Annotated in this window: 24 protein-coding genes and 1 riboswitch; of the genes, 8 read left to right on the top strand and 16 right to left on the bottom strand. The window is 66.7% G+C overall.

What is annotated here, in order from left to right:
• Positions 1–3: 3 nt before the first annotated feature.
• From BLR24_RS01960 to BLR24_RS01955, 3 genes are all read right to left on the bottom strand, one after another.
• Positions 4–711 (bottom strand): hypothetical protein, encoded by a 708-nt coding sequence (locus BLR24_RS01960; protein ID WP_093011822.1) that lies wholly within the window; start codon positions 709–711, stop codon positions 4–6.
• A complete protein-coding gene (locus tag BLR24_RS30575; protein WP_175543141.1) occupies positions 708–857 on the bottom strand; it encodes a hypothetical protein in 150 nt (49 codons plus the stop codon). Before BLR24_RS30575 ends, BLR24_RS01960 begins: the two co-directional genes overlap by 4 nt.
• A gap of 248 nt (positions 858–1105) precedes the next feature.
• The gene (locus BLR24_RS01955) at positions 1106–2098 is read right to left on the bottom strand and encodes a Bug family tripartite tricarboxylate transporter substrate binding protein (protein WP_093012746.1); all 993 of its coding nucleotides are present in this window, start codon (positions 2096–2098) and stop codon (positions 1106–1108) included.
• A 110-nt stretch (positions 2099–2208) separates the two neighbouring features.
• On the opposite strand from BLR24_RS01955, the gene clpB reads away from it, so the two are divergent.
• From clpB to arfB, 4 genes are all read left to right on the top strand, one after another.
• Positions 2209–4830: an ATP-dependent chaperone ClpB gene (gene clpB / locus BLR24_RS01950; protein WP_093011819.1), complete on the top strand. Its 2622-nt coding sequence runs from the start codon at positions 2209–2211 to the stop codon at positions 4828–4830.
• A 9-nt stretch (positions 4831–4839) separates the two neighbouring features.
• The gene (locus BLR24_RS01945) at positions 4840–5181 is read left to right on the top strand and encodes a hypothetical protein (protein ID WP_254787130.1); all 342 of its coding nucleotides are present in this window, start codon (positions 4840–4842) and stop codon (positions 5179–5181) included.
• Between the two features lie 123 nt (positions 5182–5304).
• Positions 5305–6489, top strand: coding sequence for an acetyl-CoA C-acyltransferase family protein (locus tag BLR24_RS01940; protein WP_093011813.1), 1185 nt, complete (start codon positions 5305–5307; stop codon positions 6487–6489).
• A 16-nt stretch (positions 6490–6505) separates the two neighbouring features.
• Complete coding sequence (arfB, locus tag BLR24_RS01935; RefSeq protein WP_093011810.1) at positions 6506–6913, top strand: alternative ribosome rescue aminoacyl-tRNA hydrolase ArfB; 408 nt, start codon at positions 6506–6508, stop codon at positions 6911–6913.
• On the opposite strand, the gene BLR24_RS01930 is transcribed toward arfB, so the two are convergent.
• Positions 6882–7412, bottom strand: coding sequence for a DUF2306 domain-containing protein (locus BLR24_RS01930; protein ID WP_093011807.1), 531 nt, complete (start codon positions 7410–7412; stop codon positions 6882–6884). The two genes, arfB and BLR24_RS01930, sit on opposite strands and share 32 nt — an antisense overlap.
• Before the next feature lie 113 nt (positions 7413–7525).
• Between BLR24_RS01930 and BLR24_RS01925 the strand changes: the two genes are divergently transcribed.
• Entirely contained in the window at positions 7526–8095 is a 570-nt protein-coding gene (locus BLR24_RS01925; RefSeq protein WP_254787129.1) for a DUF3299 domain-containing protein, read from the top strand.
• Here the strand turns inward: BLR24_RS01925 and BLR24_RS01920 are convergent.
• The 3 genes from BLR24_RS01920 to BLR24_RS01910 all read right to left on the bottom strand — a co-directional run bounded on the left by BLR24_RS01920 (position 8047) and on the right by BLR24_RS01910 (position 11777).
• The gene (locus BLR24_RS01920; RefSeq protein ID WP_254787128.1) at positions 8047–9795 is read right to left on the bottom strand and encodes a SulP family inorganic anion transporter; all 1749 of its coding nucleotides are present in this window, start codon (positions 9793–9795) and stop codon (positions 8047–8049) included. The two genes, BLR24_RS01925 and BLR24_RS01920, sit on opposite strands and share 49 nt — an antisense overlap.
• A gap of 76 nt (positions 9796–9871) precedes the next feature.
• Positions 9872–10300, bottom strand: coding sequence for a DUF2501 domain-containing protein (locus BLR24_RS01915; protein WP_093011801.1), 429 nt, complete (start codon positions 10298–10300; stop codon positions 9872–9874).
• A gap of 124 nt (positions 10301–10424) precedes the next feature.
• Positions 10425–11777: a M20/M25/M40 family metallo-hydrolase gene (locus BLR24_RS01910; protein WP_093011797.1), complete on the bottom strand. Its 1353-nt coding sequence runs from the start codon at positions 11775–11777 to the stop codon at positions 10425–10427.
• Positions 11778–11920: 143 nt separating this feature from the next.
• On the opposite strand from BLR24_RS01910, the gene BLR24_RS01905 reads away from it, so the two are divergent.
• Positions 11921–12829, top strand: coding sequence for a LysR substrate-binding domain-containing protein (locus BLR24_RS01905; RefSeq protein ID WP_093011794.1), 909 nt, complete (start codon positions 11921–11923; stop codon positions 12827–12829).
• Here BLR24_RS01905 and BLR24_RS01900 read toward each other — a convergent pair.
• The 4 genes from BLR24_RS01900 to BLR24_RS01885 all read right to left on the bottom strand — a co-directional run bounded on the left by BLR24_RS01900 (position 12826) and on the right by BLR24_RS01885 (position 16003).
• Positions 12826–14034 (bottom strand): beta-ketoacyl-[acyl-carrier-protein] synthase family protein, encoded by a 1209-nt coding sequence (locus BLR24_RS01900; protein WP_093011791.1) that lies wholly within the window; start codon positions 14032–14034, stop codon positions 12826–12828. The two genes, BLR24_RS01905 and BLR24_RS01900, sit on opposite strands and share 4 nt — an antisense overlap.
• Positions 14031–14273: an acyl carrier protein gene (locus BLR24_RS01895; RefSeq protein WP_093011788.1), complete on the bottom strand. Its 243-nt coding sequence runs from the start codon at positions 14271–14273 to the stop codon at positions 14031–14033. The genes BLR24_RS01900 and BLR24_RS01895 overlap by 4 nt, the downstream gene beginning before the upstream one ends.
• Positions 14274–14366: 93 nt before the next feature.
• Positions 14367–15083 (bottom strand): phosphatase PAP2 family protein, encoded by a 717-nt coding sequence (locus tag BLR24_RS01890; RefSeq protein WP_093011785.1) that lies wholly within the window; start codon positions 15081–15083, stop codon positions 14367–14369.
• A gap of 77 nt (positions 15084–15160) precedes the next feature.
• Complete coding sequence (locus tag BLR24_RS01885; RefSeq protein ID WP_093011782.1) at positions 15161–16003, bottom strand: AraC family transcriptional regulator; 843 nt, start codon at positions 16001–16003, stop codon at positions 15161–15163.
• Between the two features lie 89 nt (positions 16004–16092).
• Between BLR24_RS01885 and BLR24_RS01880 the strand changes: the two genes are divergently transcribed.
• The gene (locus BLR24_RS01880; RefSeq protein ID WP_093011779.1) at positions 16093–17346 is read left to right on the top strand and encodes an MFS transporter; all 1254 of its coding nucleotides are present in this window, start codon (positions 16093–16095) and stop codon (positions 17344–17346) included.
• Positions 17347–17389: 43 nt separating this feature from the next.
• Complete coding sequence (locus tag BLR24_RS01875; RefSeq protein WP_093011776.1) at positions 17390–18142, top strand: sulfite exporter TauE/SafE family protein; 753 nt, start codon at positions 17390–17392, stop codon at positions 18140–18142.
• Between the two features lie 13 nt (positions 18143–18155).
• Here the strand turns inward: BLR24_RS01875 and arsC are convergent, their stop codons facing one another.
• The 5 genes from arsC to BLR24_RS01850 form a co-directional block, all read right to left on the bottom strand.
• Positions 18156–18539 (bottom strand): arsenate reductase (glutaredoxin), encoded by a 384-nt coding sequence (arsC, locus tag BLR24_RS01870; RefSeq protein WP_093011773.1) that lies wholly within the window; start codon positions 18537–18539, stop codon positions 18156–18158.
• Between the two features lie 3 nt (positions 18540–18542).
• Complete coding sequence (locus BLR24_RS01865) at positions 18543–19208, bottom strand: glutathione S-transferase family protein (protein WP_093011770.1); 666 nt, start codon at positions 19206–19208, stop codon at positions 18543–18545.
• A 32-nt stretch (positions 19209–19240) separates the two neighbouring features.
• Positions 19241–19753: a 6,7-dimethyl-8-ribityllumazine synthase gene (locus BLR24_RS01860; protein WP_093011768.1), complete on the bottom strand. Its 513-nt coding sequence runs from the start codon at positions 19751–19753 to the stop codon at positions 19241–19243.
• Between the two features lie 101 nt (positions 19754–19854).
• Positions 19855–20024, bottom strand: a riboswitch (FMN riboswitch).
• Positions 20025–20130: 106 nt separating this feature from the next.
• On the bottom strand, positions 20131–21225 hold the full coding sequence (locus BLR24_RS01855; RefSeq protein WP_093011765.1) for a DNA glycosylase AlkZ-like family protein: 1095 nt from the start codon (positions 21223–21225) through the stop codon (positions 20131–20133).
• Positions 21226–21552: 327 nt separating this feature from the next.
• Entirely contained in the window at positions 21553–22431 is an 879-nt protein-coding gene (locus BLR24_RS01850) for a sugar phosphate isomerase/epimerase family protein (protein ID WP_093011762.1), read from the bottom strand.
• Between the last annotated feature and the right edge of the window lie 7 nt (positions 22432–22438).

Raw genomic sequence — 22438 nt, 5'->3', positions numbered from 1 at the left:
GGCTTACCTCTTTCCGAAGCGCATGGCGGTGATGGACTCCACGCACGCGTGACGCAGCTTTTCGTCAGGAACGTCTGCTTCGCGTCGGGGGATGACCTGCACCGCAACGTTGTTGCGCGTAAAAAAATAAACGGGCAAGCGCCGGAATTCAGGGGGGGAGGGCTCCAATTGCCCCGTTTGCTCGTCGCGGCGTGGATAGGGATGTAAGGCGTCGTATCGCGCCAAGTCCTCCCGTTCCCGGAAGCCCATGCTCTTTAGTGCCGTCACATAGGCGCCGTAGTCAATGGCGCAGACTGGGCCCATGTCGGCAGTTTCGCTTTTGCCGAGGAACTCATACGTAATGTTCGTCGACTCTGACAACTGAGGATGGTCATAGTAGGAGAAGACGTAGTACCAATCCGACGCTGGCAAATGCATTCCGAAAGCGTGCGATGTCCGTGATGGCATTTCGTACAGAGGCAGCCGCGTGACCTTCCGCACCCGCTCCAACGACAACTCGTCGAAGGATGTGAGGCTGTCGATCAGCTTGAGCATTCGCCGTCCCATTTCTTCCGGCGTGAGGTCGGGGTGCTCATCCAGCGTGTGGGGACGGTAGGCTTTCGCAGATGCATTCATCGGCATGGTCTCCTTGGAGTGAGGCGCGGGGGCGTGAGCGCAGGCGCTCAAAGCCAGGGTTGCAAGCATCGGCAATATGAGCTTGCGGGCAATCATCGGGATGCGGCCTCGTTCAGTTGTTCCAGCAATTGGGCATTGCTGGCGACGGCGGCGCGCAGTCGCGCCTTCTGCGTGTGAGTCACGCCGGGCTGGGCTGCGAACTGAGCCAGCGCCGCTTGCAGTTGGGGGCTGAGGTTGGCCATGACCCATTGTGGTTGGCCGGAATAGTCAAAGCCGCAGTGCCTCCCCGACTGCGGTAAACGAACCGTGAAAGAATGCAGATCTCCGGCGGGCGCGTGAGCCATCCGAAGCGCGTGCTATCTCCGGTACTTGCTCCAACGAAACTCGTTGTGTGGACTTCGTGCAAGGGCGTGCCACTGCCGCGACGTCTGTGGCAGGGCCGGCGCGCTGGGAGGATTCGGGTCACAGCGGCGCCCCTGCCTGTGAACAGCTACAGCGGCTTGAACCCGCTCGACTGAATGATCCGCTCCCAAGTCTGCGTATAGCTGCGCACGCGGCCCGCGAACTGGCCTTGCGGCTCGTACGCCACGGTGAGGCCCATCGTGGTCAGCTTCTGCTTCACGTCGGGCATCGCCAGCACCTTCTGCAGCGCATCGCCGTACTTGTCGATGATCGGCTGCGGTGTGCCCACCGGCGCGAAGATGCCGTAGTAGGGCAGGTCTTCAAGATTTGAGAAGCCCAGTTCGGTGAAGGTCGGCACGTTCGGCAGTACGGCCTGGCGCTTGGCGCCGATCGAGGCCACGATGCGCACCTTGCCGGCCTTGTGGTTCTCGATGAAGTCGGGCACCGAGGCGATACCCGCGGTGATCTGGTTCCCCAGCATGTCCGCCGTCATCGGCGCGCTGCCGCGGTAGGGTGCGGGTTGCACGTCGATCTTGTATTTTTCCGAGATCATCTTCACCAGGAACTCGGGAATCGAGGCCGGCGCCGGGATGCCGATGGTTTCCTTGCTGCCGCGCTGGGTGCGAACCCACTTCACGTACTCGTCGATGCTCTTGGCCGGCGTGCCGCCCGAGACGGCCAGCACATTGGCAAAGGTGGCGAATCCGGCCACGGGCACGAAGTCGGTCGCGGGGTTGAAGCCCGGGTTCTTCACCACCTGCGGCAGGATGGAAATCGAGTGGTCGTGGGAGAGGAACAGCGTGTGCCCGTCGGCCGGCGCCGCCTTGAGCGCCTGCGCCGCGATCTGCCCGCCAGCGCCGGCGCGGTTCTCGACCACCACCGGCACGCCCAGCACGTCCTTGAGTTTTTCGCCGAGTGTGCGTGCAATGGCGTCCGAGCCGGCACCGGCCGGAAATCCGACCAGCAGGCGGATGGGCGTGCCTTGCGCCTGCGCAAGACCCGCGAGGCCCATGGCCGCTACAAAGAGGCCGACGCCGAGCGCCCGGCGAACCGGATGGGCGCGCTGCATTGAAAAAACCATGATCGACTCCATTCGAAAGATGACGAGGCACAGTGCAATAGACGTGCCCGAAGCGCCGGGCACCTTGAATCGCGCCCGAACAGTCCTATTTTGAGTGCAGGAACACCACCATGCGACAAGACAAACTCACCACCAAATTCCAGGAAGCGCTGGGCGATGCGCAGACGCTCGCGCTCGGCAACGACAACGCCTACATCGAACCGGCCCACCTGCTGGTCGCGATGCTGCGCCAGGAAGACGGGCCGCGCGCCTTGCTGGAACGTGCCGGCGTCAACGTCCACGGTCTTGCGAACGCGGCCGAAGCCGCCATCAAGAAGCTGCCGCAAGTGCAGGGCCACGACATCGTGCAGGTCGGGCCCGAGCTCGGCAAGCTTCTGCAGGCCACCGAGAAAGAGGCCATCAAGCGCAACGACCAGTTCATTGCGGGCGAGCTCTTTCTCCTGGCCGTGGCCGACAGCAAGTCGGACATCGGCCGCATCGCGAAGGAAAACGGCCTGACCCGCAAGTCGCTCGAGTCCGCCATCGATGCCGTGCGCGGCGGGCAGGGCGTGAACAGCGCCGACGCCGAAGGCCAGCGCGAAGCCCTCAAGAAATACTGCCTCGACCTGACCGAGCGCGCCCGGCTGGGCAAGCTCGACCCGGTCATCGGCCGCGATGAGGAAATCCGCCGCGCCATCCAGGTGCTGCAGCGCCGCACCAAGAACAACCCGGTGCTCATCGGTGAGCCGGGCGTGGGCAAGACCGCCATCGTCGAAGGCCTGGCGCAGCGCATCGTCGCTGGCGAGGTGCCTGAATCGCTCAAGGGCAAACGCGTGCTGTCGCTCGACATGGCTGCGCTGCTGGCCGGCGCCAAGTTCCGCGGTGAGTTCGAAGAACGCCTGAAGACCGTCTTGAACGAACTGGCCAAGGACGAAGGCCAGACCATCGTCTTCATCGACGAACTGCACACCATGGTCGGCGCCGGCAAGGCCGAGGGCGCGATGGACGCGGGCAACATGCTCAAGCCCGCCCTTGCGCGCGGCGAGCTGCACTGCGTGGGCGCCACCACGCTCGACGAATACCGCAAGTACATCGAGAAGGACGCCGCGCTGGAGCGCCGCTTCCAGAAAATCATCGTTGGCGAGCCGAGCGTGGAGGCGACCATTGCCATCCTGCGCGGCCTGCAGGAAAAGTACGAGGTGCACCATGGCGTGCAGATCACCGACCCGGCCATCGTGGCCGCGGCCGAGCTGAGCGACCGCTACATCACCGACCGCTTCCTGCCCGACAAGGCCATCGACCTGATCGACGAGGCCGCGGCCAAGATCAAGATCGAGATGGACTCCAAGCCCGAGGTCATGGACAGGCTCGACCGCCGCCTCATCCAACTGCAGATCGAGCGCGAGGCCGTGCGCCGCGAAAAGGACGAGGCTTCGCAGAAGCGCTTCAACCTCATCGAAGACGAGATTGCGCGCTTGCAAAAGGAGATTGCCGACTACGATGAGATCTGGCAGGCCGAAAAGGCACAGGCGCAGGGCAGCGCGAAGATCCGCGAGGAGATCGACAAGATCAAGTTCGAGATCGAGGAATGGAAGCGCAAAGGCGACTTCAACAAGCTCGCCGAACTGCAATACGGCCAGCTGCCGGCGCTGGAAAAGCGTCTGCGTGAGGCGGAGGAAAGCGAGGCGAGCAAGGGCAAGTCGAGCGCACCCACGCTGCTGCGCACGCAGGTGGGCTCGGAAGAAATCGCCGAGGTCGTGGCGCGCGCCACCGGCATTCCGGTCGCCAAGCTGATGCAGGGCGAGCGCGACAAGCTGCTCGTCATGGAAGACAAGCTGCACGAACGCGTGGTGGGGCAGGACGAAGCCATCGGCGCGGTTGCCAACGCGATCCGCCGCTCGCGCTCGGGCCTTTCCGATCCGAACCGCCCGACCGGCTCCTTCCTGTTCCTCGGCCCCACGGGCGTGGGCAAGACCGAGCTGTGCAAGGCGCTTGCGGGCTTCATGTTCGACAGCGAAGACCACCTCATCCGCATCGACATGAGCGAGTTCATGGAGAAGCATTCGGTCGCTCGCCTGATCGGCGCGCCGCCGGGCTACGTGGGCTACGAGGAGGGCGGCTACCTCACGGAAGCCGTGCGCCGCAAGCCCTACAGCGTGGTGCTGCTCGACGAGGTCGAGAAGGCCCACCACGACGTGTTCAACGTGCTGCTGCAGGTGCTCGACGACGGCCGCCTGACCGACGGCCAGGGCCGAACCGTGGACTTCAAGAACACCGTGATCGTGATGACCAGCAACATCGGTTCGCCCATCATCCAGGCCATGGTGGGCCAGCCTGCGGAAGAGATCAAGGAAGCGGTGTGGGACGAGCTGAAGAACTACTTCCGCCCCGAGTTCCTGAACCGCATCGACGAGACGGTAGTGTTCCATGCGCTCGACGCGAAGAACATCGAATCGATCGCCGCGATCCAGCTCAAGGTGCTGCAGGCGCGGCTTGCGAAGATGGACCTGGGGCTCGAGGTGTCGCCCGCGGCGCTGGCCGAGATTGCCAAGGTCGGATTCGATCCGGTGTTCGGCGCACGGCCGCTGAAGCGCGCCATCCAGCAGCGCATCGAGAATCCGCTCTCCAGGCTGCTGCTCGACGGCAGCTTCGGGCCGAAGGACACGATCGAGGTGAATACCGATCCGATCCAGACCCCAGGCCAGTTCTCGTTCACCAAGGCCGGGGAACCATCGGAGGCCATTGCGGCCTAAAGTCGGATGATGAACTTCATTTTTCGCGTCATTCTTCTGCTTCTTGGCCTGGTTTTCGCGGCCAGCCTGGCGGTGGCAGTCATGCTGCTCGCGGCTGTGTGGGGGGTGCGCTACGCCTGGGGGCGCATCACGGGCAAGCCCGTGACGCCCTGGATGGCTTCGATGGGCGGGCGCTTCAACCCGCGCTCGGGCTTCGAGCGTTTTCGCAATGCGGCACAGCCCGCCGAGCCCACTGCCGCGGACACGGCCAATGCGCGTGCGCGCGGCGAATCCGTCGTGCGCCCGGAGCGCATTCGCGGCAGCGCCAGCGACGTGACCGACGTGTCTCCCAAATCAGTCTCGCGCGGCTGACCCGCCGCGCCTGGGCGGCGATATGCCGCCCGCGACAGCCGGGTTGCGCCGTTCGCCGTCAAAATCGTCTCCTGAGACCGCTGCCATAGGCGGATCCCACTTTCATCCAGGAGAGACATTCCCATGACCCAACGCGACATCTTCGTGGTCGGCACCGCTCGCACCGCCATCGGCACTTTCGGCGGCGCGCTGAAGGACGTGCCCAACGCGCAACTGGCCACCACCGCCGTCAAGGCCGCCATCGAACGCAGCGGTGTGGCGGCCGATGCCATCGGGCATGTGGTCATGGGCAACGTGATTCCCACCGACGTGAAGGATGCGTACCTGAGCCGCGTGGCTGCCATCGATGCGGGCTGCCCCATCGAGACGCCGGCCTTCAACGTCAATCGCCTCTGCGGCTCGGGCCTGCAGGCCATCGTGTCGGCGGCGCAGGCCATTGCGCTCGGCGACTGCGACATTGCCATCGGCGGCGGTTCGGAATCGATGAGCCGCGGCCCTTACTTCGACACCTCGGCACGCTACGGCGCACGCATGGGCGACGCAGTGCTGGTCGACTACATGCTCGGCATCCTGCACGACCCGTGGGAGAAGATCCACATGGGCATCACCGCCGAGAACGTGGCCGCGCGCTACGGCATCACCCGCGAGCAGATGGACGAACTGGCCGCGGTCAGCCAGCAGCGCGCGGCGGCGGCCATTGCAGCGGGGCGCTTCAAGGAGCAGATCGTTCCGGTCGAAGTGAAGACACGCAAGGGCATCGTGCTGTTCGACACCGACGAGCACGTGCGCGCCGACACCACGGTCGACACGCTGTCGAAGATGAAGCCCGCCTTCAAGAAAGACGGCCTCGTGACCGCCGGCAATGCCTCGGGCATCAACGACGGCGCCGCCGCCGTGGTGCTGGCCGAAGGCGGTCGCGTGAAGGCGCTGGGGCTCAAGCCGCTGGCGCGCCTGGTCGGCTATGCGCACGCCGGTGTCGAGCCCGCGTACATGGGCATCGGCCCGGTGCCGGCCACGCGCAAGGTGCTGGAGCGCACCGGCCTGAAGGTCGGCGATTTCGACGTGATCGAGTCGAACGAAGCGTTTGCAGCGCAGGCCTGCGCGGTCATCAAGGAACTGGGCTTCGATCCGGCCAAGGTCAATCCGAACGGCTCGGGCATTTCGCTCGGCCACCCGGTGGGCGCGACCGGCGCGATCATCACCACGAAGGCGATTGCCGAGCTTCACCGCACCGGCGGCCGCTACGCGCTGGTCACGATGTGCATCGGCGGCGGCCAGGGCATCGCCGCCGTCTTCGAGCGCGTTTGAAGGCACACTTGCGGACATGCTCCGCCCACCCCTCCTGATCGACCCCGACGAGGTCGAGATCAGCGCCATCCGCGCGCAGGGCGCGGGCGGGCAGAACGTCAACAAGGTGTCGAGCGCGGTGCACCTGCGCTACGACATCCACGCAAGCTCGCTGCCCGTCGACGTGAAGGAGCGCCTGCTCGCGCTGCGCGACAGCCGCATCACGCAGGAGGGCGTCTTCGTGCTGAAGGCGCAGCAGCACCGCACGCAGGAGATGAACCGGGCCGACGCGCTCGCGCGCCTCCAGGCGGTGGTCGACAGCGTGGCCACGCCGCCACGCGTGCGGCGTGCCACCAAGCCCACCTATGGTTCGAAGCAGCGCCGGCTCGAAGGCAAGAGCCAGCGTTCGCAGATCAAGAACCTGCGCGGACCGGTGCGGGACTGAGCGGCTCGCCGCCGCGCAGCCGCCTGATCTGCAGCGTCACGCCGACCAGATACAGCACGCCAAGCACCGCGGTGATCGCCTTGAGTTCGGGCGCGTCGGCGTTCGGCAGCAGGGGCGCGCCCAGGGGCAGGCGGGTCAGGGTTTCAGTGAAGGCCGGAATCCAGTGGAACAGGAAGCTGGCCGAGAAAGCCACGGCTTCGACGTAGCGCGAGGCCTGGCCGAAGAAGGCGCCGCGGCCGGCTGCTGCACCCACGGCCAGCGCGGCGAGCGTCAGGATGCCCAGCGCATGCGGCTTGCCGAAGCCGCCGTGCTGGAAGATGCCGAAGCCGGTCAGGCAGGTCAGCACGGTGGTCCACACGAAGACCTGGCCCAGGCCGGTGCGCAGCGTGATCTCCTTGTGGCGGAACAGGGCGATCAGCCCCGCAATGACGGCGATCAGGCTGATCGCGGTGTGAACAATACCGAGGGACGTGAGTCCCAACCATCCGGTCGCTGCCATGCGGAACTCCTCAGAATCGTGGTGGCGCGATTCTGGCCGCGCGTGGGCAATTTGTCTCCATCGTTAAGGCTCCACTAAGCTGGGGACACGGGCCCCCAAGCACAATGGAGGCCATGAGAGCCTTCTTCCGCTGCGCTTTGCCGGCTTTTCTGCTGGCGCTGGGTGCGGCTGCCCTGACGGGCTGCGGGCCGGCCGCCGACACCAGCGCGGCTGCCATGGGCCCGGCGCAGGAACTCAAGTGGGAAGAGCTCGTTCCCAAGAACTGGGACCCGACCAAGCGCTACCGAAACCTCAGCCTGGAGGCGCTGCGCGACAACGACCCGCGCGCCATCCAGATGCTGGACGAGATGCGCGCCGTCTGGGACAACGCGCCGATCAACGTGGCGCTCGACGGCACGGCGGCGCGCCTGTCGGGTTTCGTTGTGCCGCTCGACAACACGCAGGGCGGCATTCGCGAATTTTTGCTGGTGCCGTATTTCGGCGCCTGCATTCACACCCCGCCGCCGCCCGCCAACCAGATCGTGCACGTGATTGCGGCCGATACCGTGAAGGGTCTGCACGCGATGGACACCGTGCGCGTCAGCGGGCTGCTGAAGGCGGCGCGTTATTCGTCGGTGGACATGGGCGTGAGCGGCTACGAGATCAAGTCGGCTTCTGTCGAGCCTTTTGTCGCGGCGCGCTGAGCTTCATCCGGGTGCGCCAGCGCCGCCAGCGCCTCTGCGTCGGTACGGTAGCTGAACAGCATCGGCCCCGCCGTAAGCAGCCCGGCACGCTCCAGCACCTGCATGGCCGGCAGCTTCAGGCCGCTCAGGTGCAGGCGCACGCCCTTGGATTCCATCATCCGGCGGATCGAGCCGAATACTTCGGCGCCCGTGATGTCGATGCGGTTGATGGGCTGCGCAAAGAGGCACACGTCCGTCAGATCGGGGCGCTCGGCCAGCGCAACCGTGAGCGCGCGCTCGAGCGTGGAGGCCGATGCGAAGTCGAGTTCGGCGTCCATGCGCAGCGCGTAGAGATGCGGTGCCAGCGGCGGTAGCTTCCAGAGGTGGCGGTCGCGCAGGCTGCCGTCCGGATGCAGGCCGACCTCGACGATGCGCGGATGCAGGTGGCGGTACATGTAGTGCGCCATGCTCGCGAGGAGCCCGCCCAGCACGCCCCAGTAGATGCTCGGTGCGGTGGCAATGGTCAGCACGAAGGTGCCGAACGCGATGCCCGCCTCGATGCGCGATACGCGCCAGAGGGCGACGAAGCTCGCGGGCTTGACCAGCCCCAGAATGGCCGTGACCACCACCCCCGCCAGCACCGCTTGCGGCACGTGGTAGAGCAGCGGCATAAGCCACAGCAGCGCACCGGCCACCACCATCACGCTGAACAGGGTGGCCCACCCGGTCTGCGCGCCCGCATACAGCGTGATGGCCGAGCGCGAGAACGACGAACTGGTGGGAAAGGCACCCGAGAAACCCGAGGCCAGCTTGGCGAGGCCCTGGCCGATCAGGTCCTGGTTCTCGTTCCACAGCGTGCCGGCGCGCGCGTTGTCGATCTTGGCGCTCGACGCGGTCTCCAGAAAGCTCACCAGCGTAATCATCAGCGCGGGCAGCACCAATGCGCTGAACGTGGTCAAGGGCAGCATGCCCGGCCAGTAGAAAGAGGGCAGGCCTGAAGGCAGGCTGCCCACCACGGCCCCGCCGCGCAACGCGTAGTTGACCGTCCAGCTGATGGCCGCGGCACCCGCCACCAGCGCCATCGTGATTGGGAAACGCGGCGCCAGGCGCTTTCCCAGCCACAGCACCGCGATGCTGCCCAGCCCGAAGGCAATGGCGACAAGGTCTGGCAGCGGGCCGCCTTGCAGCACCTGCACGATGGTGCGGCCCGTGAAGCCGAGCAGTGCCGGCAACTGCGAGATGGCGATCAGCACCGCCGCGCCCTGCGTGAAGCCGATCAGCACCGGCGAGTTCACCAGCCGCAGCAGCCAGCCGAAACGCCCCGCGCCCAGCACCATCTGGATGGCACCCGACATCAGCGTGAGCCACACCGCCATGGCCACCCAATCGGTGCTGCCGGGCACCGCCAGCGGCGCGAGCGAGGCGCCCACCAACAGGCTCGTGAGCGCGGTGGGCCCGACCGACAGCCGCTGTGACGAACTGAAGATCACCGCAACCAGCGCCGGGAACAGCGCCGCGTACACGCCGGTGACCAGCGGCATCCCCGCCAGTGCTGCGTAGGCCACGCCCTGCGGAATGACCATCAACGCGACCGTGATGCCCGCCATCGCCTCGTTGCGCAGCAGCGCGGCGGAAGGGCGAGGCCATGCGAGGCAGGGAATCCAGCGCGCGAGGCGGCGGCGCAAGGAAGTGGAAGAAGAGGAGGAGGCTGCCGGATTCATGAAGCGTTAGAGCGCACGGGAGAGGGCGAAAGAGCACATGCGCGGTGCGCCGCGCGCGTGGCACGCAGGCGCGTTGTCAGATCAGCGAGGTGGCGTTTTTCAGCACGTAGTCGCAGGCCTTTACCTTCAGCTTCGACGAGAGCATCTTGAGGTTGAGCGTCTTGCCGTCGCCGCCCTTGAGCAGGCCCTTGGCGCCGCTCTCGAAGTTCTTTTCCTGCTGCTTCTGGCCAGTGATCTTGGCCAGCAGCTTGTCCTTCACCGAGGCCGCATCGCCGCCCAGGTAGTTGTTCTTGACGCAGTACTGCAGCACGCCGGCCGCGCTGCCGATGGTGCTGGAGCCTATGGCGGGCATCTTGAAGCCGAGGTTGCCGAGTGCTGAGCCGCCGCCTTGCGCGCCGGCAGCGGGACCGGCCCGGTCCTTCAGCTCGTCGAGCAGGTTGTTGGCCTCTGCGGAGGCGCCCGCGGCGAGCAGGGTGAGGGCGATGAATGCGGAGCGAGCGTGCATGGTGGTCTCCCGAAGCAGGCGAGGGTGGAGAAGCGCCCACCAGCATACCGGAGAGTCCAGTCCTTGTTCTTCGCGAAACACCGGGCAACCGGCTCCGCGGTGCCGCAGGTGTTGCCTCCCGAGCCTAGTCCCTGCGGGGCGCGCGCTTCTCCAGCAGTGGTGCGCTCGTGCCCTGTACGCCGACCAGGCCCAGCACCGTGACGAGCGAGTTCTGCGCGCCCTTCCATGCATCTGTCACGTCGATCCACTCCGACAGCGCATGGAAGCCGCCGGTCTTGCCGCCAGCCCCGATGATGATGGCCGGGATGCCGAGCGACATCGGCACATTGGCGTCGGTGCTCGCACCCGACAGCAAGGTCTTGTGGCCGAAAGCCGTGTTCGAGCGCGTGGCCGCCTCGACGATCACCGTGTCGGATTGCGTGCGGCCGCCCGGCCGGTCGCCGATCAGCTTGTTGCTTGCGCTCAGCGTGGTCACGTTCCAGCGCTTGTTCTCTTCGGCCACCGCTTCGTCGATGGCCGCGAGGATCTTCTTCTCCGTCTCGAGCAGCGGCGCCATTTCGTCCGAGCGGATGTCGATGGCCATGCGCGCGTCCGGCGCAATGGTGTTGACCGAGGTGCCACCGCCCACGGTGCCGACCGTGAACGTGGTTTTCGGGAAGCTCGGCGTGCGCACCTCGGCGATCTTGGCAATGGCGCGGCCCATGCCGTGGATCGCACTGGGCACCTGGCCGAAGGCGCCGAAGCTGTGGCCGCCCGGGCCCTTGAAGGTGACTTCGTAGCGATGGCTGCCCGTGCCGAGCATCAGGACCGTGCCGTCGGCTGCCGGCTCGAGTCCGACCATGCCGTCGATGTCCAAGTGGTTGCGGAAGATCGCCTTCATGCCTCGTAGGTTGCCGAGTTCTTCCTCCCCCACATTGCCGACGATCAGCAGGTCGCCCACCGTCTGCACCTTGTTGTCGTTGAGCACCTTGAGCCACGACAGCAGCACCGAGAGGCCGCGCGTGTCGTCCGAGATGCCGGGCGCATAGAGCTTGCCGTCGCGCTCCTTCACCTTCACGTCGGTGCCGGCGGGAAACACGGTGTCCAGGTGGGCCGAGATCAGCAGCTTGGGCCCGTTGCCCGTGCCCTTGCGCAGGCCGACCACGTTGCCTTCGGCGTCGATCTTCGCGTCGGCAAGGCCCAGCGCCTTCATGCGCGCGAGGAAGGCTTCGGCGCGCTTCTGCTCCTTGAACGGCGGCGCCTCGATCTCGGTCAGCATCTTGAGGTCTTCGACCGCGCGGTCATGGTCGGCCTTGACCGCATCCAGCAGCTTCTGGATCGCGGGTGCCCCCATCAGCTGGGTGTAGGCCTTGTCGACTTCGGGCCGGACCTGCGTGGGCGTGGCTGTGACGGCGCCTGTCTGGGCGTTAGCGATGCCGGCGGCACAAGCCAGGGCGAGGACGATCGGGGCAAGGCGAAACGATGCGCGGTGAGGCATGGCGGAGGACTTTTCTTGAGGGTGAGGAAAGAGAGCGGTGAGCGAGGCGCGCCGGCGCTGCGCCGTCAGCAATTCTTCTGGTCATCGCGTGCTTCTGCTCTGGTTTAATCTTTGGCCATGTCAGTTTTTCTAACGAGCCAGCCGTGCGCCGCCACATCCCAAGCACCCGTGCGCTACTGATCTTCGATGCGGTGGCCCGCCACCACGGCGTTGGCAAGGCAGCGGAAGAGTTGTGCCTCACCCACAGCGCGGTAAGCCAGCAATTGCGGCTTCTCGAATCGCAGATCGGCGTGCGGCTGGTGCAGCGCACGGCGCGCGGCACCGAGCTCACCGATGCCGGGCGGCGCTATCACGGCCAGATCGCTGGCGATCTGTTGCGGCTGCAGAACCACACGCTCGAAGCCATGGCGCAGCATGCGGATGGCAGGCGCCTGATCGTGGGTGCGGTGCCGGTGCTGGCAGACGGTTGGCTGCTGCCTCGACTGCCGCAGTTCATCGCACGGCATCCGGGCTGCAGCCTGCACCTGCAGGTCTTTCCCACCGAGCTCTACATGGAGGACATGCCTTTCGACTTGGGCGTGCAGTACGACGACGCGGTGTGGCCCGGTGCCAACGCGCGGCCACTCATGGACGAGTTCTGCGTGGCGGTGTGTTCGCCCCGCGCGAAGGGACGGGCCGCGATGGCGCGCGGCGACTTTCGCGCCGCGCCGCTGCTCCAGCTGCGCACCCGCATGGGGGCGTGGGAAGAGTGGTTCGGGCAGACGGCGCATGCACGGCCGCCTGAGAACCTGGTGACGGGGCATCGCTTCGATCTCTTCTCCTCGCTGGTGGCTGCGGTGCGCGCCGATCTCGGCGTGGGGCTGGTGCCGCACTATTTCGTCGAGCGCGAACTGCGTTCGGGAGAGCTGGTGCTGGCCTGCCCACACCGGGCACCGTTGAGCCGGGGCTACAGCGTCTTCATGGCGCCGAACAGGACGGCCGATCCGCTGGCAGAGGCGTTCCTGGCGTGGCTCTGCGAGGCAGGGGCGTCGTCGCAGCGATCGCCGGTTTAGGCGCGACGGAACAGCAGCACGGAATTCGTCCCACCGAAGGCGAAGGAGTTGCTCATAGCCGCGTCGAGCGCAGGTGCGCCTGTGTCGTTCTGCGTCACCAGGTTCAGGCTGCAGGCCGGATCGATCTCGCTGCAGTTGGCATTGGGCGGCAGTTGCCGGCGCTGCAGCGCAAGCACCGTGATGAGCGCTTCGATGGCGCCCGCAGCGCCGAGCAGGTGGCCGTGCAGCGCCTTGGTGGAGCTGACGCGCAACTGGTCGAGGTCGTCGCCCCACACGTCCGCCAGCGCATTGCGCTCGACCACGTCGCCGATGCGCGTGGCCGTGCCGTGCGCGTTGCAGTAGCCCACGTCGCGCGGCTGCAGCCCGGCCTGGCGCAGGGCGGCTCGCAATGCGCGGGCCTGGCCGGGAGCATCCGGCTTGGTGAGGTGCGTGGCGTCGCTGCTGAGGCCCCAGCCGGCCAAGGTGGCATAGCTGCGGGCGTCGCGGCTGCGCGCGCGCTCGGCCGACTCGAGCACCAGAAAGGCCGCGCCTTCGCCCAGCGCGAAACCGCTGCGGTCACTCGCAAAGGGCCGCACCGCGCCCGCTGCTTCGCCGGGTTGGAAGGTGGCCAGAGTCTGCATGGCCTGCCATGCCAGCACCACGCCGGGGACGATGAGCGCCTCGCTGCCACCGGCAATTGCCACGTCGACTTCGCCGCGCTGGATGGCCTTGGCGGCTTCGGCAATGGCCACTGACGACGAGGCGCAGGCCACCGAATAGGTGATCACCGGGCCCTGCACGCCGTGGCGCATGGCCACGTGGGCGGCGGGCGCATTGGGCATGAAGGCGGGAATGGTGAGCGGCGACACGCGCCCGTTGCCGCGGTAGGCCGCCTCGAGCGCCGCGGCACCGCCCATGCCGCAGCCGGCATAGACGCCCACGCGCTCGGGATCGGCATCGCCCATGGCAAGGCCCGCATCGCGCATCGCGAGGTCGGCCGCCGCCACGGCAAGCTGGCTCACGCGGTCGACACCCGCAAGCTGCAGCTTGGTGAACCAGCGTGTTTCGTCGAAAGCGACCGTGGCCGCGGCGGCCGGCTTGGGCAGATCGGGAAAGATGGACTGGATGGCCGATTGGCCGTCCAGCAGGGCCTGGAACAGCGTGCCGGGCTCGCCGCCATGCGGCGCCATGACGCCCAGTCCGGTGACGCAGACCTCGTGGTTCACGCTGTCTTCGCGGCCCTGACCTTGTCGACCAGCAAGGCCAGTTCGCCCAGGGTGTCGATGTTCGCGTCGTTGTCGGGCATGGTGATGCCGAAGTGATCTTCGATGGCAAACAGGAACTCGGCCAATGCCAGCGAGTCGAGCCCGCCGGTTTCGCGCATCGACGCGTGGGGGTCGAGCTTCGACGGTTCGATACCGTACTTCTCGTGGATCAGGTCCTGCAATTCCTTCAGCGAACTCATCGTGCGATGCCTGTCGTCTTGTACTAGCCGCTGATCGATCGCCGCCCTGAGGGCGCTCCATGGGATCGACCCCTTCCTCGCTCGGCTTGTGGGTCAGTGATGGCCAATGATATCCGCTCCAACCAATGTGTTGCTCCGGCTCCTGCCCTCCGGACGCCAGCGCAGCGAAGGGAGTGCAAAGGCCATTCCGAGCAGGGCGCCGGCCAGCGCGTCGAGCACCACGTGCTGCTTGACGGCCAGCGTCGACCAGACAATGGCAGCAAACCAGGCCCAGTTGGCGAGGCGCAGAAACAATGGTGTGTGTGTCTCGCGGAGCACGTGGTCGAGCCGGATGGCCGTGAAGATGGCCACGGCCACGTGCATCGAGGGACAAGCGTTCCCTGCGGCGTCCACGCCTTGCAGCATGGCAAAGCCCGGGTAGCCAGACACGTCCATGGCAAGCGGCGGTATCTGCGTCGGCCAAAAGTAGAAAAAGCCCAGGCCCGTGAGGCACAGCGCGCCGATCCAGAGCCCATAGACCACCAGCTCGCGAAAGCTCAGCTGCAGCCCGGGCGCGATGCCTACATAGAACCAGAGCGACAGGTAGGCGCCCAGCGCATAGGGCTGGAACGGAATCAGGCGGTCGAGGGCCGTGAGCGGCATCACCGCGACCGGATAGGCGGGGTTGCGCAGCAGGTGAAAGTAGCCGATGAAGAAAAGCCAGGTGAAGACCGTGGTGCCGATCGCCTTGAGCCAGAAGAGGCGGCGCATCCGCTCGCCGATGTCCATGGTCCAGGTCTGGGTGCGATGCGATCGGGGAAGGGGCGCCATGGGCAGGTCGGTCGGGTGGTCCGTAGTTTTCTTCGGCCCTTCGATCTTGCCAGAGCCGCGTGACGGCCCGACGCCCTTCAGGAGAGTGCGGCGGAGCGCTTGCGATGCTGGAACGAAGTCGGCGAGCGCCCCGTGGCCGCCTTGAACATGGCGCAGAACGCGCTGTCGGTGGCATAGCCGCTGGCCGCCGCTACCTGGCTCACGGCCATGCCGCGCGCCAGCAGCGGCAGCGCGTGCGCCATCACGGCCTGTTGCCGCCATTGCTGCCAGCTCATGCCGAGCTGGTCGCGGAAAAGCCGCGCCACCGTGCGCTCGCTGGCGCCGATGGTGGCGGCGCGCTCGGCCAGCGTGGCCCGGTCGGCCGGATTGCGCAGCAGCGTTTCGCACAGCTGCCGCAGCCGCTTGTCGGTGGGCAGCGGCACATCGATGCGGATTTGCGTGGCGCGTTCCAGCTCGTCCACCAGCAGCGGGGCGATCATGCGTTCGCGCTGCGGCGCATGCGGGTCAGCCGGCGGCAGTCCGTCGGGCGTGGTGTCGAGCGCGAGCATCAGCGCGCGCAGCAGAGGGCTGATTTCGAGCACCTCGCACTTTTCCCACGGCGGCCCGAGCCAGGCATGCAGGTACACGGTGCGCAGCTCGGCATCCTCTATCAGCATGATGCTGTGCGGCATGTTGGCCGGCACCCAGACCGCGCGCGACGGCGGCACGATGTAGCTGCCGTCCTGCGTGCTGAGCCGGATCACGCCGCGGGTCGAGAAGGTGAGCTGCGGCCACGGATGCTGGTGCAGCTCGACGAAAGTGTCGGCGCTCAGGAAGTGTTCCTTGGCGCGCAGCGGGCGCACAGCGTCGGGTGCGTAGAGGTGCGGCGTGAGCGAGGCCACACTGGTGACCGGAGAAGGGGTGGAAACGGCGCTTGGCATGGTTTCGACAAATGTTGTCGCTGTATCGCCATTCTGCCGCGCCCGGCGCGCATAGCATCGGTGCCTGCCCCGGTTTTTTGTAGCAATCCATGTCTTCAACTTCTTCTCCGACAGCCGCTTCTTCCACCAACTTGCGCGGCGACGCGCAGCTGATCGGACTGGTCGGCCTGGCTCATGCCATCAGCCACTTCAGCCAGCTGATCCTGGCGCCGCTGTTCCCCTGGTTGAAGGACGCTTTCAACGTGAGCTACACCGAGCTTGGCGCGGTGCTGACGGTGTTCTTCGTGGTCTCTTGCATCGTGCAGGCGGCCTCGGGCTTCATCGTCGACAAGCTGGGGCCGCGGCCGGTGCTCTTCGTGGGGCTTGGCGCGCTGGCACTGGCGGCTTTCGGCTATGCCCTGGCCCAAAGCTACTGGATGCTGCTGGTGTGCGCCATCGTGGGCGGCATCGGCAACGGCGTGTTCCACCCGGTCGACTACACGCTCTTCAACCGCAAGGTCGCGCCGACGCGGCTTGGCCACGCGTACAGCGTGCACGGCATCACCGGCAGCCTGGGTTGGGCGCTGGCGCCGGCCTTCGTGGTGCCGATTGCCATCGCCTTCTCGTGGCGCGTGGCGCTGGCTTCGGCCGGTGTGTTGGCCATCGTGGTGCTGCTGGTGCTTTGGGCCTACCGCAGCGTGCTCTCGCTCGACGTGAAGACGGTGAACAAGACCACCGGCCACGGCGAGCCCGCTCCCATTGGCGGCGAGTTCGACTTCCTGCGCATCCCGGCTGTGTGGATGTGCTTCGGCTTCTTCTTCTTCTATGCCGTCGTGATCAGCGTGGTGCAGACCTTCGCGCCGGTGGCGGCAGGCCACCTGCACGCGGTGCCGGTGGCGCTGGTGGCGGTGTGCCTCACGGTGTACATGGTGGCAAGCGCGGGCGGCATGGTGGTCGGCGGCTTTCTCGCCTCCGATCCGTCGCGCTGCGAACGCATCGTGGGAACCGGCTTCGGCATCGCGGCCGTGTTGGCGCTGGTGCTCGCTTTTGCGCAATTTCCGCCCGTGATGGTGCCGGTGCTGTTCGGCGCCATGGGTTTTGTCTCCGGCGTGGCCGGGCCTTCGCGCGACCTGCTGGTCAAGCGCTCGACGCCGCCCAACGCCACGGGCCGTGTCTACGGCGTGGTGTATGCGGGTCTGGACATCGGGCAGGCCCTGGCGCCGCTGGTGTTCGGCCGCCTCATGGACCATGCGCAGTACACGAGCGTGATCGTCGGCCTTGCACTGGTGCAGGCGGTGCTGATTGCCAGCGCCTTCAACGTGACGCGAGTGCGCCGCACGGCGCTGGTGCCGGCCTCGGCCTGACCGGCTGGCGGTTGCCCGGGATGCGGTCGATATCATCGGCCGCATGCAGGCCTTGTATGTATATGTGATCGCCGGCGCCGTGCTGGCGGGTTTTGTGCAGGGCCTGTCGGGCTTTGCCTTCGGAATGGTGGCGATGTCGGTCTGGGCCTGGACTCTCGAACCGCAACTCGCGGCGGTCCTTGCCTTGTTCGGCGCTCTCACCGGCCAGGTGATTGCCGCCGTCACGGTGCGCCGAACCTTCGACAAGCATGTTCTGTGGCCCTTCGTGCTCGGCGGGCTGGTCGGCGTCCCTTTCGGCGTGTGGCTGTTGCCGCACCTCGACCTCGTGGTCTTCAAGGTCTGCCTCGGCGTGCTGCTGGTGTTGTGGTGCCCTGCCATGCTGATGTCGCAGCACCTGCCGAAGGTCACCTTCGGAGGGCGAATCGCCGACGGCATCGCGGGGAGCATCGGCGGTGCCATGGCAGGCATTGGGGGCTTCTCGGGCACTATTCCCACGCTGTGGTGCACGCTCCGCGGCTTTCAGCGCGACACACAGCGCGCGGTGATCCAGAACTTCAATCTCTCGATGCTGATGGTGGCGTTCGCGATCCACGTCGCGAGCGGCAGCATCGGCCGCTCGATGGTGCCGCTGCTGGGGCTGGTGGCGCTGGCCGTCGCCGTGCCGGTGCTGCTGGGCGCGCGGCTCTATATCGGCATCAGCGAGACGGCGTTCCGCAAGGTGGTGCTGGGCCTGCTGACCGCATCGGGCGTGGCAATGCTGGCTTCGGGCGTGCCTGCGCTGCTGCAGCGCGCCTGAGCGCCGGCTCGGTCTACGCCGCGGGCAAGATCTCGCGCACGCGCTCCCAAGGCCGGCACATCAACGTGCCGCGCGGAGAAACGACGACGGGCCGCTGCAGCAGGATCGGATTCGCGACGATGAAGTCGAACAGCTGGTCGTCGGTCAATTTCGGATCGGCCAGGCCCAGCGCTTCGTAGGGCGCCTCCTTCGTGCGCAGCAGGTCGCGCGCGCCCATGCCCATGGCCTTTGCGAGCTCGCGCAGCTTCTTCTTCGACGGCGGCGCCTCCAGATAAAGAACGATCTCCGGCTCCACGCCGCTTTCGCGGATCAAGCCCAGCACATTGCGCGAAGTGCTGCAGTTGGGCTTGTGGAAGATGGTCATCGGGTAGGCGGTGGTCGGCGTGCGTGCGGTCATGTCCTAACCCATCGAAAAAGGAAAGCGCGCCGCCCAGAACTCGGCCAGGCGCGGATCGGCATCGACGCGCCGCACCACGCCGGCCATGCGGGGTGCTTCGCGATAGAAGCGTTTGCGATGCGGCGTCCAGCGCGACAGCACCGTGACGTACAGGTCGAGCATGCTCAGCTTCTCGCCGAGCAGGTAGGGCGCGGGTTCGTCGATCTGCGTGTCCATCAGGTGCCAGCAGTGGGCAATGCGCTCGGCCGTGCGTTCGAGCATCACGGCCTGCGCCGCCGGATCGGGCGTGAGGCGCGTGGGTTCGTCGCGCACCCAGTACATCGAATAGATCGCCGCCGGCAGGTAGACCATCCATCGCAGGTAGCGCGCGCGCAGCGGATCGTCCGGCGTGGGGCAAAGCCCCGCTTCCGGATAGCGGTCGCCGAGCCAGATCAGGATGGCCGCGCTCTCGGTCATCACTTCGCCGGAAGGCAGCACGAGCGCGGGCACCTGACGCATCGGGTTGATGCTCGACACGCGCTCGCGCTCTGATTCCCCCTCCCACGGAGAGACGTCGACAACGTCGACCTGCGCGCCGATCAGCGTCAGCGCCGCATGAACGGGCGTGGCGCCCGAACCGGGTGCGCCGTAGAGGGTGTAGCGGTCGTTCGAAGCGGATGAAGAAGCCATCCGCACAGATTACTGCAGCCTCGTATCGGTTGTCACGCGGCCAGCAGCGTGTCGACCTTCTTCAAACCTTCGAGCGTCTTCACGCAGGCTTCGGCCACTTCGGTGCCCTTGACGGCAAAGTGCCGGTGGAAGTATTTGCGGTGCTCCACGTGCTCGTGGAAATGATGCGGCGTGAGCACGGCCGAGAAAATCGGCACGTCGGTTTCGAGCTGCAGCGACATCAGCGTGCTGACCACGGTGCTGGCCACGAACTCGTGGCGGTAGATGCCGCCATCCACCACCAGCGCACAGCCCACGATGGCCGCGTATTTGCCCGAGTTGGCCAGCCGCTTGGCGTGCAGCGGGATCTCGAAGGCGCCCGGCACATCGAACACGTCGATAAGGTCGCGCGCCACGCCGAGCCGTTCCATCTCGGCAAGGAAGGCGTCGCGCGCCTGGTGGACGATGTCGGAATGCCACTGCGCTTCGACGAATGCGATGCGCTCGCCGCGCGGGTTGCCCGACGCGTCGATGGCGGATAGGGGAAGGTCGTTGATCTGACTCATGGTGTGCCTCTTGCTTGAAAGCAGGTTTCCTGAATCAGGGCGCACGAAACCGCAGGCCAGACCGCGCGCTCCAATGGAAAGCGCACGGGCCGACCCGCATTTCGCGCTCTCTTTCATCCGGACTGTGACCGTCGGCTTCGGAATTGCACCGAAATCTGCTGACCCCGCAGCCCATTGCAGGCCGCGGGCGCTCGCGGGCTCGTGCGGTCCCTCTCTCGAAGAAGCCGCCATTACCGCCGGTGGGGAATTTCGCCCCGCCCTGAGAACGCTTGCCATCCGGCATACCGGACGACGGGCCGATTCTAGAAGCCAGCGGCGGCGCAGGTTGTCGCCCGTGCGCCAGACCTTCAGCGGCGCGGGGATTCTGCCGGGGCGGCTCAGCGGCCGGCCAGGAACTGCGTCATGCGGTGCAGCTCCTCGTCGAGCGCTTCGCGAAACGCCGCGTCGCGCGGCTTCTTGTCGACGTAGCCAAAGGCCGGCTGCAGCCGACCCCCCGGCGCGCTCACGTTGGCCCAGCCGATCACGCGGTCGTGCCAGAGCATCGGCAGCGCGTAGTAGCCGAACTGCCGCTTCGGCGCCGGGGTGTAGGCCTCGAACTTGTACGTCCAGCCCCACAGCAGCTCGAAGCGGCGGCGGTCCCACACCACGGGATCGAAGGGGGCGAGCAGGCGCACCGCGTCGTCGGGTGCGTGGCGCTTCGAGGCCGGGTTCTCGCCGGCGGGCCAGTACCAGGTGGTGCCGTCGATCTTGCAACTGGCGAGTTGTTCTTCGCGCGCCAAGCGAAGGGCCGCCTGCGTCTGCGCCGCGAGGTGCGGGGCGCCGTAGCCGAGCAGCCGCACGAGGTAGGTCAGGCTTGCAGCGGGCAGCGGTGCGTACTTGCGCACCACCAGGTCAATGAGCGCCGCGGCGCGTTGCGCGCGGCCTGCGGGGCTTTCGTCGGCGGGCAGATGGGTCACGGCCTCGTAAACGCGCGTGCCGCTGTCGCGCCGCACCACGCGCAGCATGCCGCGGTAGTGCAAGCCGTCGAGCAGGCGCGTGGTGGCGTTGCTCGAACCGCCCCAGTAGTTCTTCACGCGGCCATGCGCGAAGTGCTGTTCAACTTCGCGCGGATGCACCGGTCCGCGTTCGCGCACGAAGGCCAACACATCGGCTGCCTTGCGGTGGGTGTCCGCGTCCCAGGGCTGCCTGGCTTCGCGCGGATGCATCAGCGCGAGGTGTTCGCGCGGCAAAAAGCCGTAGTTGACGAGGCAGTCTTCCTCGATGGCAAGGCGCGTGTAGCGGGTTTCGAGATCGCCCGCGCGATAGTCCTTCACGCGGTGGCGCAGCGTCAGGTCTTGGGCGCGCGCGGGTGCGCGGATCGGGTCTGCCTGAACGAAGCCGAGTTGGCGGATCGCGCTCGGCAGCGTCGTCGGTTTGAACAGCGTGCGTGCTATTGCATAGCGGCGCAGGTCGTCGAGGGTCGGGGTGGCCATGGGCGAATTGCAGCACAAGCTTCGCGGCGCTGCTTCGGGGCGCGCTGCTGTTCGGGGTGCGCTCCCGCCGACGGGGTACCTTGCTCCGCGAATGTCCCCCGGCCTGCGGCCTCCTCCTTTATTTCGCTGCGCAAGGCACCCCATCGACGTGAGCGTTGCACAGAGCGGTGGTTGATCAGCGGAGCACCGGCAGCGTGCCCAGGTGCACAGGGCGCCGGGTGCTACCCGCAGCGAAATAAAGGAGGAGGCGAAGCCGGGGGACATTCGCGGAGGGGAGTACCCGGTGGCCTGTGCACGCGCCCCGAATGCCTCCTCCGCCAACTGAACCTAGACGGCCTGCTTGTGCCGCTCGATACAAACATCGAGCGTCTCGGCACCCGTCCGCTGCCACCAGTCGAGGTTCGAGAAGATCTCGACCTCGCTGAACCCCGCGAATCCCGCGTCTTCAATCCAGCCGCGGATCTTCTTCAACTCGACCACGCCATCTCCCATCATCCCGCGGTCGGAGAGCAGGTCGCGCGTGGGCGTAAGCCAGTCGCAGACGTGGTACGCCAAGAGGCGCTCACGGCCGGCGCGGGCGATCTGCTGCTGCAGCTTCGGGTCCCACCACACGTGATAGATGTCGAGCGCCACGCCGAGCATGCCGCTCTTGCCCGCGTCAAGCTCGTCGCAAATATCGAGCGCATTTTCGAGCGTGTTGATGCAGGCGCGGTCGGCGGCTTGCATGGGGTGCAAGGGCTCGATGGCCAGCGGCATGCCGACTTCGCGTGCGTATTCGAGTGATGCGGCGATGCCGTCGCGCACCTCGTTGCGCGCACGGGCGATGTCCTTGTAGGCCGCTTTGCCTTCGAGTGCGCCGGGGAGAGCGCCGACGACCAGCACGAGGCAGGGCGCATCGAGCGTCTTCGCTTCGTCGATGGCGCGGCGGTTGTCGTCCAGTGCAGCCTTGAGGCCTGTTGCATCGGCCGCTGGGAAGAAGCCGCCGCGGCAGTAGCCCGAAAGGCCGATGCCGTGCGCCTTCAACTGCTTTGCAATCTTGTCGAGCCCGACGGCGGCCACCTGGTCGCGCCAGGGGCTGATCGCGCGAATACCGCGTTCGGCGCACTGGTCGATGATGCGGTCCAGCGGCACCTCGGCGCCCAGCTGCTTGCGGATGGTCGCGGTGTTGATCGACAGCCAGTCGTGGTTCTCTGAAAAGTCGCGCATGGCGTCG

This window comes from Variovorax sp. OV700, assembly GCF_900099805.1.
Taxonomy (GTDB): Bacteria; Pseudomonadota; Gammaproteobacteria; order Burkholderiales; family Burkholderiaceae_C; genus Variovorax.
This window is presented reverse-complemented; position numbering and strand designations above follow the sequence as displayed.

Coding starts and splice junctions, on each gene's coding strand:
- BLR24_RS01960 (WP_093011822.1), bottom strand. CDS start 711: ATGATTGCCCGCAAGCTCATATTGCCGATGCTTGCAACCCTGGCTTTG.
- BLR24_RS01865 (WP_093011770.1), bottom strand. CDS start 19,208: ATGGCTTCTTCATCCGCTTCGAACGACCGCTACACCCTCTACGGCGCA.
- BLR24_RS01910 (WP_093011797.1), bottom strand. CDS start 11,777: ATGCCTCACCGCGCATCGTTTCGCCTTGCCCCGATCGTCCTCGCCCTG.
- arfB (WP_093011810.1), top strand. CDS start 6,506: ATGCTCCGCCCACCCCTCCTGATCGACCCCGACGAGGTCGAGATCAGC.
- BLR24_RS01895 (WP_093011788.1), bottom strand. CDS start 14,273: ATGAGTTCGCTGAAGGAATTGCAGGACCTGATCCACGAGAAGTACGGT.
- BLR24_RS30575 (WP_175543141.1), bottom strand. CDS start 857: ATGGCCAACCTCAGCCCCCAACTGCAAGCGGCGCTGGCTCAGTTCGCA.
- BLR24_RS01850 (WP_093011762.1), bottom strand. CDS start 22,431: ATGCGCGACTTTTCAGAGAACCACGACTGGCTGTCGATCAACACCGCG.
- BLR24_RS01930 (WP_093011807.1), bottom strand. CDS start 7,412: ATGGCAGCGACCGGATGGTTGGGACTCACGTCCCTCGGTATTGTTCAC.
- BLR24_RS01920 (WP_254787128.1), bottom strand. CDS start 9,795: ATGAATCCGGCAGCCTCCTCCTCTTCTTCCACTTCCTTGCGCCGCCGC.
- BLR24_RS01955 (WP_093012746.1), bottom strand. CDS start 2,098: ATGGTTTTTTCAATGCAGCGCGCCCATCCGGTTCGCCGGGCGCTCGGC.
- BLR24_RS01860 (WP_093011768.1), bottom strand. CDS start 19,753: ATGAGTCAGATCAACGACCTTCCCCTATCCGCCATCGACGCGTCGGGC.
- BLR24_RS01940 (WP_093011813.1), top strand. CDS start 5,305: ATGACCCAACGCGACATCTTCGTGGTCGGCACCGCTCGCACCGCCATC.
- BLR24_RS01945 (WP_254787130.1), top strand. CDS start 4,840: ATGAACTTCATTTTTCGCGTCATTCTTCTGCTTCTTGGCCTGGTTTTC.
- arsC (WP_093011773.1), bottom strand. CDS start 18,539: ATGACCGCACGCACGCCGACCACCGCCTACCCGATGACCATCTTCCAC.
- BLR24_RS01855 (WP_093011765.1), bottom strand. CDS start 21,225: ATGGCCACCCCGACCCTCGACGACCTGCGCCGCTATGCAATAGCACGC.
- BLR24_RS01915 (WP_093011801.1), bottom strand. CDS start 10,300: ATGCACGCTCGCTCCGCATTCATCGCCCTCACCCTGCTCGCCGCGGGC.
- BLR24_RS01880 (WP_093011779.1), top strand. CDS start 16,093: ATGTCTTCAACTTCTTCTCCGACAGCCGCTTCTTCCACCAACTTGCGC.
- clpB (WP_093011819.1), top strand. CDS start 2,209: ATGCGACAAGACAAACTCACCACCAAATTCCAGGAAGCGCTGGGCGAT.
- BLR24_RS01885 (WP_093011782.1), bottom strand. CDS start 16,003: ATGCCAAGCGCCGTTTCCACCCCTTCTCCGGTCACCAGTGTGGCCTCG.
- BLR24_RS01890 (WP_093011785.1), bottom strand. CDS start 15,083: ATGGCGCCCCTTCCCCGATCGCATCGCACCCAGACCTGGACCATGGAC.
- BLR24_RS01925 (WP_254787129.1), top strand. CDS start 7,526: ATGAGAGCCTTCTTCCGCTGCGCTTTGCCGGCTTTTCTGCTGGCGCTG.
- BLR24_RS01875 (WP_093011776.1), top strand. CDS start 17,390: ATGCAGGCCTTGTATGTATATGTGATCGCCGGCGCCGTGCTGGCGGGT.